This window comes from Nocardia altamirensis NBRC 108246 (assembly GCF_001612685.1).
GTDB lineage: Bacteria > Actinomycetota > Actinomycetes > Mycobacteriales > Mycobacteriaceae > Nocardia > Nocardia altamirensis.
Genome location: NZ_BDAY01000066.1, coordinates 64,443 through 72,685, shown reverse-complemented (window position 1 = coordinate 72,685; position 8,243 = coordinate 64,443). Strand labels below are relative to the sequence as shown.

The following is an 8,243-nucleotide window of genomic DNA, read 5'->3' as shown; positions in this document are numbered from 1 at the left end:
AGGCTCGACGGGTGGTTGCACCGGCGCGGGCGGCGGCGGCACCGGGCCGGGATCTGGCCCTGGACCGGGCACGGCGAAATGGAAAGGCTTGGGCTGCAACAAGATTTCCGGCACGCCGAGCTGCGCTGCGAGGCCGGGCGGCGGCTCGGGCAGATCGGTGAGGTCGGGACACGGGCTGGTGCACGGGTTCGGCGGCAGCTCCATCGCCGTGCGGGTCGGCTCCGGTTCGGGTGGCTGCGGCGGCAAGACGGTGAGCACCGGATACGGGATCGGCACCTCGAGCGTCTTCGGCACCAGCGGTTCGTGCGTCGCCACCGGATCGGTGGCGCACGGCCCGGTGCCCGCCACTTCAGTGCCGGACGGTTCCGGCGCCGCGACGGCCGGTCGTTCGGCGCACAACACGGTGCCAACGCCGATCACGATCGCGCCCACCGCGGCCAGCATGCGCATGGCCATAGTCAACCCTTCGACATCCATCGCAGGACAACGCACCAGCGCGGCCGACCCTACCCGACCGGCCGTGGTCTGACTCGAAAGATTTTCGGTGTCGCAGGATAAATTCGCGGTCAAGGAAAATCACATCCCACAGCACCGGCATTTCGGCGCAGGATGGACAGCGTGAGTATTTCTTTGTTCCGGCGCGTGACACCCGCGATCGGTGCCGCGTGTCTCGTGGTCGGCGCCCTCAGCGTCGTCGCGCCGACCGCCACCGCCGATATCCCAACCGCCGTCGCCGTTTCCGCACGTCCCGACTCGATTCCGCCGTCCAACAGTGAGGACGGCAAGAAGGACAAGAAGAAGCGCAAGTTCTACACCGACTGCGACCAGGTCCGGGCCGAGACCGGCGGGCCGCTGCGGTTCGGTCAGCCCGGGTTCAACTCGTTCCTCGACAAGAACAACGACGGCGTCGCCTGCAACGAGTTCTGACCAATCCTGGCCTGCGGCAAGCGAAAGGTCGCCTACCTGACCGCCTGGAAGGTCAACATCGTTGCCCCGATGCGGATCTGGTCGCCGTCGGCGAGCAGCGCCCCGCTCTCGATGGGGTCGTCGTTGACGTACACGCCGTTGGCCGAGTGCAGGTCCTTGATCAACAGACCGGCCCGGCTCGGCATGATGTGCGCGTGATACCGGCTGGCCTTCGGGTCGTCGAGCACCAGATCGTTGTCGGTCATCCGGCCGATCCGCAAGCCGCCCTGCGCGATCGACACCACCCGGCCGTCGGGTAGTCGCAGCTGTCCGCTGCGCACCGCGCTCGGCGCCTCGGTGACCGTCTCGGTCATTGCCGCGGCCATCCGTTCGACCTGACGCAGTTCGACCGTGCTCAACGGTTCCTGCCGCAGCACCCGCTGTTCGAGCTCGATCAGCGCGGGGCCGGGATCGATGCCGAGCTCCTCGGCGAGCACCGCGCGGACCCGCCTGCACGCGTCGAGCGCGTCGGCTTGCCTGCCGGACAGGTACAGCGCAGTGATCAACTGACCCCACAGCGGCTCGCGCAGCGGCTGCTCGGTGGTCATCGAGACCAGCTCACCGATCACCGATGACGCACGCCCGCATGCGATTTCGGCGTCGATCCGGGCGGAGGCGACGAGCAGCCGCTCCTCGTCCATCGCGGTAGCGAACCCGTCGGCGAACTGCAACCCGGCCAGGTCGGCCAGCGCGCGCCCGCTCCATTCCCGCAGTGCGGCACCGAAAAGCTGGGACGCACCGTTGTGGTCGCCGATCTCGGCGGCCCTGGTCGCCGCCTCCCTGGTCGCCTCGAAACGCCCGAGATCGCAGGCTTCCTCGGCGACTTCGAGGCGATAGCCGGAGGATTCGGTGCGCAGCACCGCCGCCGGATCCACACCCGAATTACGCAGCGCCTTACGGATATTCGACACGAATACCTGCAGGCTTGCCGCGTAGGAATCGGGCGGATCCTCGTTCCACACCATGTCGGCCAGCGCGGCCGACGACACCGCACGCCGTCGATTCACGGTGAGCGCGGCGAGTAAAGCCCGCGGCTTGGGCCCGCCGACCGCCACCGGCTCACCGCCGACGAGCAACCGGACGGGCCCGAGCACGCGCACATCCAGACACATGAGCTGTCGAGCCCCCGGTGGGTTGTGATGGGTCAGGCGCTGATCGACCTTCCCGCGGACTTCAGATCATTGCACGCCTCGGTGACACGTGCGGCCATCGAGGTTTCCCCCTTCTTCAAGTAGCTGCGGGGGTCGTAAACCTTTTTGTTGCCGACCTCACCGTCGATCTTCAGCACACCGTCGTAGTTGGCGAACATGTGCGCCGCGATCGGCCGGGTGAAGGCGTACTGGGTGTCGGTGTCGACGTTCATCTTCACCACACCGAAGCGAAGCGAATCCTCGATCTCCGACTTCAGCGAGCCGGAACCACCGTGGAAGACGAAGTCGAACGGCTGCGCGTCCGCGCCGAGACCGAGCTTGGCCGCGGCCACCCGCTGTCCCTCGGCGAGCACCTCGGGCTTGAGCACCACGTTGCCCGGCTTGTACACACCGTGCACGTTGCCGAACGTTGCGGCGAGCAGATACCTGCCGTTCTCGCCTGCGCCGAGCGCGGCGATGGTCTTCTCGAAATCCTCGGGCGAGGTGTAGAGCTTGTCGTTGATCTCGGCCTCGACGCCGTCCTCTTCACCGCCGACCACACCGATCTCGACCTCGAGGATGATGTTGGCTTGCGCACAGGCCTTCAACAGCTCCTGCGCGATCTCCAGGTTCTCGTCGATCGGGATCGCCGAGCCGTCCCACATGTGCGACTGGAACAGCGGCGGCCGCCCGCCGTTCACCCGCTCCTGCGAGACCGCGATCAGCGGCCGGACGAAACCGTCCAGCTTGTCCTTCGGGCAGTGGTCGGTGTGCAGCGCGATGGTGATGTCGTACTTCGCGGCAACCACGTGCGCGAACTCGGCAAGCGCGACCGCACCGGTCACCATGTCCTTCACACCCTGGCCGGAGCCGAACTCCGCACCGCCGGTGGAGAACTGGATGATCCCGTCACTGCCCGCCTCCGCGAAACCCTTGATGGCCGCGTTGATCGTCTCCGAGGACGTGCAGTTGATAGCCGGGAAGGCGAAGGAGTGCGCTTTGGCCCGACCGAGCATCTCGGCGTAGACCTCCGGAGTCGCGATGGGCACAGTAAGACCTCCGTGTTTGTTGCGGCAAAGACCTATTTTGTCAGGCACCACCCTAAGACAGCAGTGTTTCTCCTGGTATCCAGGGAGGGGAACCAGGTGACCGCCGGGTAGTTTCGTGCACAGCAGGAGGATTCTCAGCGGAACCCGGTACTGTAGTGCCGGTAATTGCGCTGGCAGCTTCCGATGCGGTGGCAAGCGATCCGGCCGGCCGTAATCCAGAACAGGAGACCGCGTGATTCTGCTGGCAGCGACAGAATCGGTGACGACCAACCTCGCCCTGACGGAGTTGCTCGACCCGATGCACCTGCTCACGGAGACGTGGCTGAAGAACGCGGTGCTCCCGGCGATCCTGGTGATCGTCTTCATCGAGACCGGCCTGCTGTTCCCGATCCTGCCCGGCGACTCGCTGCTGTTCACCGGCGGTCTGCTGGCCGCGCAGCCGAATCCGCCGGTGTCGATCTGGTGGTTGCTTCCGCTCGTCACGCTGATCGCCTTCGTCGGTGACCAGTCCGGGTATTGGATCGGCCGCGGCATCGGGCCCGCGCTGTTCCACAAGGAAGACACTCGCTTCTTCAAGAAGCACTACGTCACCGAGACGCACGCGTTCTTCGAGAAGCACGGCCCGAAGACCATCATCCTGGCCAGGTTCGTGCCGATCGTGCGCACGTTCATGCCGGTGCTCGCCGGTGTCTCCAAGATGGACTACCGCAAGTTCGTCGCGTTCGACATCGTCGGCGCGATCCTCTGGGGTGGCGGCATCACGGTGCTCGGCTACTTCCTCGGCAACGTCGCTTTCATCCGCGACCACGTCGAGGCCATCTTCCTGCTCATCGTGTTCGTGTCGATCTTGCCCGGCATCATGGCGGTGGCGAAGAAGCTGCTCAATCGTGGCGCGCAGCAGCCTTCGGCCCAGCCAGAAGCCGAGCTGACCGCCGCGGCGAACGAGCCGACCCGCTGAGCTCGTGTTCGCGGCGTCCTCGCCCCTAGCTGTGGGCAGTTTTGATCCGCTGATGTCAGCGGGGCCCGCGCTCGTCTGGACAGTGGTGCTGACCTTTGTCTTTCTCGAGTGCGCGGTGATTCTCGGGCTCTTCCTGCCCGGTGACTCCATGCTGATCACTGCCGGCGTGGTGATGGCCTCGCACGCCTCCGGTGAGGCGCAGGTCTGGGCGCTGTCGATCGGCACGATGATCGCGGCGATCGCGGGCAACCAGGTCGGCTATGTCATCGGGAGCCGGACCGGGCACCGGCTGGTCGCCCGTAAGAACGGGCGCTACATCAACGCCAAGAACCTGCAGCGGGTCACCGAGTTGTTGCGGCGGCACGGGTTCGTCGCGGTGCTCATCGCCCGCTGGATTCCCTGGGTGCGCACGCTGTGCCCGACGGTCGCGGGCGCGGCCGGGATGGACCATCGCAAGTTCACCGTGGCCAGCACGATCGGCGCGATCCTGTGGGCGCCGGTGCTGCTGCTCATCGGGTATTACGCGGGCGGCTTCCTCGATCGGGTGCCGTGGCTGATGCCCATCGTGGTCGCCACGCTGGTGATCGGGTTGATCGTCGGCACCGTGCTCGGCATCAGGCACTACCGCCAGGAAATGGCCAAGCCCGCCGAGGATTTCGAGCTGGAGACGGTGCCGTTGAACATCGTCGACGCCGAAACCCGCACGGCGCGAGGCTGATACCGCCGCTCACAGCCCCGCGGCGCTGACCAGGTACGCGGCTTCCATCAACAGCCAGCCCGAAAGCTGCACCGACAGATCCCGTTCCGGCACCTTCGATGAGGTCACCGAGCCACCGACGGTGAATCGGCCAGCCCCGGCGCTGCCGCCGGGCAGCGTCGCAGGCTTACTCCAGTCGTGCCCGAACAGCGGCTCGCCCTCGACCTCCAGCCGGTTGGCCCACGCGGCCGACGCGGAGGCGCGCACGATCGCGGCCGCGGTCTTGCGATCGGCCTCCTGCTCGGGCTCGTCGCCGGGCAGCATCAGCGCGACCAGCGCGAGATAGCGGGCCAGGATGCCGTTGAACAGGCCGCCGTCCCCACCGCCGCCACCGTTGACGATGCCCCGGGTGGTCAGGTGCTCCTCGACCGCGGCGAGCAGTCGATGCACCCGCTGCCCGTGCCTCGGCTCACCGGTGTGCACCGCGAGCTCGGTCTCCACCCCGAGCACCACGCCCTGGCAGTAGGTGAACACCGGACGCTCGATCTCGCCGGACGGCAGGTGGATGCCGTCCAGGATCAGGCCGGTCTCCGGATCGCGGAGCGTCGCGTCGAGCCAGTCGGCCATCTCCTGGGCCCGCTGCTGCCGCCCGAGGCGCAGCAGCGCGATGGCAGCGGGACCGTTGGCAGGCGTGTTGTAGTAGTCGGAGGCGATGCGCCACGGCAGGCCGCCGCCGACCGCCGGGTTCCAGCCGTCGTACAGCGGGCGCTCCAGCGCGAGCAGGCCGCCACGCACCTCGGTGATGCCCTGGGTTCGCTCGGCCCGTTCCAAGGCGATGGCCAGCCAGGCCATGTCGTCGTAGTACCGGTTGGTCCAGCCGTTGATGTTGCGGATGCGGTGGGTGCGCGCGATCGTGGCGATCCGCCTGCGGCGCACCGGGGTCGGCACCCGATTGGCGGCGTCGACCGCACAGTCGATCAGGTGTGCCTGCCACCAGTAATGCCAGGTACCAAAGGCCCGTTCACGCTTGGTGGCAGGCCAGCCGACCACGCCCAATTCGGTGCCGGGTAGGGCCCATAACGCGCGCAGATGCCGGGACACGATCGCGGATTCCGCCATGTCGGCGCGCTCGGACCAGAGCGCGGGCGTCGCGTTCACGTCACGCCCGGCCTGCGCGCGCTCGCCAAGCGACCGCGGTGTCGCGTGCTGCGGGTCCTCGGCCTTCCGCGTGGTCATGGGTCAATGGTGCCAGCACCGCACGGATTTACGCGCCCGATTTGTTACTAAAGCGATGTGCATTTGTTCTCGCACCCTTCGCAGATATCCGATTTGCCCGGGCACGGGCTAGCCCTTGAGCCGCAACACCGCGAGTACCCGGCGGTGATGCGTGTCGGAAGGCGGCAGATCGAGTTTCGTGAAGATATTGCCGATGTGCTTTTCCACCGCCCGCTCGGTGACGGTGAGCGCACCGGCAATGGCGTTGTTGGACAGGCCCTGCGCCATCAGCTCCAGCACCTCCCGTTCGCGCGGGGTGAGCCGGGCCAGGGAATCCTGTTGGCGCGATGCTCCCATCAACTGGCTCACCACCTCCGGATCGAGTGCGGTGCCGCCGGTGGCGACACGATGCAGTGCGTCGATGAAATCGCCGACATCGGCGACCCTGTCCTTGAGCAGATACCCGACGCCACTCGCACCACCCGCGAGTAGTTCGGTGGCATACCGGGTTTCGACCCACTGCGAGAAGACGAGCACGCCCGTCATCGGGTACTTGCGGCGCAGCTCGATGGCGGCGAGCAGGCCCTCGTCGGTGAAGCTCGGCGGCATCCGCACGTCGACGACGGCGACGTCGGGGTTGTGCGTGCCGACCACATCGCTCAACGTGCTGGCGTCCCCGACCATCGCGACCACCTCGTGCCCGCGCTCGGCCAGCAGCCCGGCCAGGCCGTCGCGCAGGATCGCGCTGTCCTCGGCGATCACGATCCGCAGCGATTCGGTCATCGCGACCCTTCTTTCGGCAGCAGGATGGTCACCACGGTCGGTCCGCCGGTGGGGCTCTGCACGCTGAGCGTGCCGTCCACGGTGCGGGCCCGCGCGGCCAGGCCCGAAAGTCCGCTGCCCACCGCGATTCCGCCCTCGACGGGCGACACGGGGATGGCAGTCGGCGAAGCCGACGGGGTGGGTAAGCCAAGCACCCCGCCGATGCCGTTGTCCCGCACGGTGACCGAAATGGTCTGTGCATCGGTCGGCACCACCGACACCCAGGCGCGGGTGGCGTTCGCGTGCTTGACCACGTTGGTGAGCAGTTCGGCGACGGAGAAGTACGCGATCGCCTCGATCGCCGGGTTGGGGCGCTCTGGCAGGTGCACCCGCAGTTCCACCGGCACCGAACAGCGCGCGGCCAGCGTTTCCAGTGCCGGGCCGAGCCCGAGTTCCAGTGCGGGCGGATGGATTCCGCGCACCAGCTCACGCAGCTCGGTCAGCGCCTCCTTCGAGGAGGCGTGCGCGTCCGCGATCAGGTCACGCGGGTCGCCGCCGGCCGACAGCCGATCCTCGGCCCTGCCGAGCGCCATCGCGATGGTGACCAGCCGAGCCTGGGTGCCGTCGTGCAGATCCCGCTCCAGTCGCCGCAGCGTTGCGGTGGAATCGTCGACCGCGGCCTGCCTGCCCTGCTGCAACTCGATGATCCGCCGGTCACCCGTTGTCGCGCTCAGGCAGGCGATGGTGAGCAGCCGATGCAACCAGCACACAGCGCGCACCACCCATGGCAGCACGAAGCAGCCGATGACGCCGAGCGCGGCGAAGCCGAGCGCCCTCGGCCAGGTGTCGATGTAGTAGTCGCCGAACTGAGCCAGCGAATGATGTTCCACGCCTTGGGCATCGACGTTCATCGGCTGGAAGACCGCCCACGGGATCGGCGAGATCGCCACGAAAACGGTCATCGCGATCGCGATGAGCAGCAGCCAGCCGACGACGACCCCGAGCACCGCCTGCGCGAGCAGGAACAGCGCGGCCCGCCAGCTGGTGCGATCGGTGAATGCGCCTTTGACGAAGCCGACCAGGCCCGACGCAGGAGCGAACGGTGGCGGCGGCGTCACCGGGGTGCCGAGCAGGTCCTTGGCCAGTGCCCGGTAGATCCGCCCCCAGGTCCGGCCGCCGAGCAGGATCAGCGCCAGAATCGGCACGCCGACGATAGTGATCGATATCATCAGCCCGCCGCCCCAGCCGACATACATGTAGACGAGGGCGACGCAGCCGAGGACGAAAACCGTGAGGAGATAGACGAGTTCCTTCCAGAAGCGGGCCTGGAAGGGGGCGAGCAGAACGGCGCGGGCCACTCCGTCGGCGGACCGTCCGATTTTCTCGGTCGGCCGGTCGAGCACGAGGGTGGCTTCGGCGGGTGTCTCGGTCATGGCTCTCATGGTTGTCGGGGCGGCGGCGGTATT

At 67.4% G+C, this 8,243-nt stretch carries 8 protein-coding genes and 1 pseudogene; 3 read left to right on the top strand and 6 right to left on the bottom strand.

Translation table 11 applies throughout. The features are described from left to right. Positions 1-456, bottom strand: a pseudogene (locus NA11_RS30645) (DUF4185 domain-containing protein); the annotation flags it as partial. Positions 457-618: 162 nt separating this feature from the next. Here NA11_RS30645 and NA11_RS30640 point away from each other — a divergent pair. Further along, entirely contained in the window at positions 619-927 is a 309-nt protein-coding gene (locus tag NA11_RS30640) for an excalibur calcium-binding domain-containing protein (protein WP_167837764.1), read from the top strand. Between the two features lie 32 nt (positions 928-959). Here NA11_RS30640 and NA11_RS30635 read toward each other — a convergent pair whose 3' ends face one another. Further along, positions 960-2,078, bottom strand: a complete 1,119-nt coding sequence (locus tag NA11_RS30635; RefSeq protein ID WP_069165515.1) for a BTAD domain-containing putative transcriptional regulator — start codon at positions 2,076-2,078, stop codon at positions 960-962. Between the two features lie 32 nt (positions 2,079-2,110). Beyond that, positions 2,111-3,145 (bottom strand): class II fructose-bisphosphate aldolase, encoded by a 1,035-nt coding sequence (gene fbaA / locus NA11_RS30630; protein WP_069165514.1) that lies wholly within the window; start codon positions 3,143-3,145, stop codon positions 2,111-2,113. 298 nt (positions 3,146-3,443) lie between these two features. On the opposite strand from fbaA, the gene NA11_RS30625 reads away from it, so the two are divergent. Both NA11_RS30625 and NA11_RS30620 read left to right on the top strand, forming a co-directional pair. Continuing rightward, positions 3,444-4,103: a DedA family protein gene (locus NA11_RS30625; RefSeq protein WP_245746272.1), complete on the top strand. Its 660-nt coding sequence runs from the start codon at positions 3,444-3,446 to the stop codon at positions 4,101-4,103. Between the two features lie 52 nt (positions 4,104-4,155). Then, positions 4,156-4,821, top strand: coding sequence for a DedA family protein (locus NA11_RS30620; protein WP_069165512.1), 666 nt, complete (start codon positions 4,156-4,158; stop codon positions 4,819-4,821). Between the two features lie 9 nt (positions 4,822-4,830). Here the strand turns inward: NA11_RS30620 and NA11_RS30615 are convergent, their stop codons facing one another. The 3 genes from NA11_RS30615 to NA11_RS30605 all read right to left on the bottom strand — a co-directional run bounded on the left by NA11_RS30615 (position 4,831) and on the right by NA11_RS30605 (position 8,210). Further along, complete coding sequence (locus NA11_RS30615) at positions 4,831-5,919, bottom strand: glycoside hydrolase family 76 protein (RefSeq protein WP_069165523.1); 1,089 nt, start codon at positions 5,917-5,919, stop codon at positions 4,831-4,833. A gap of 225 nt (positions 5,920-6,144) precedes the next feature. Beyond that, on the bottom strand, positions 6,145-6,798 hold the full coding sequence (locus tag NA11_RS30610; RefSeq protein WP_069165511.1) for a LuxR C-terminal-related transcriptional regulator: 654 nt from the start codon (positions 6,796-6,798) through the stop codon (positions 6,145-6,147). Next, positions 6,795-8,210, bottom strand: coding sequence for a sensor histidine kinase (locus NA11_RS30605; RefSeq protein ID WP_084655204.1), 1,416 nt, complete (start codon positions 8,208-8,210; stop codon positions 6,795-6,797). The genes NA11_RS30610 and NA11_RS30605 overlap by 4 nt, the downstream gene beginning before the upstream one ends. Positions 8,211-8,243 lie beyond the last annotated feature (33 nt).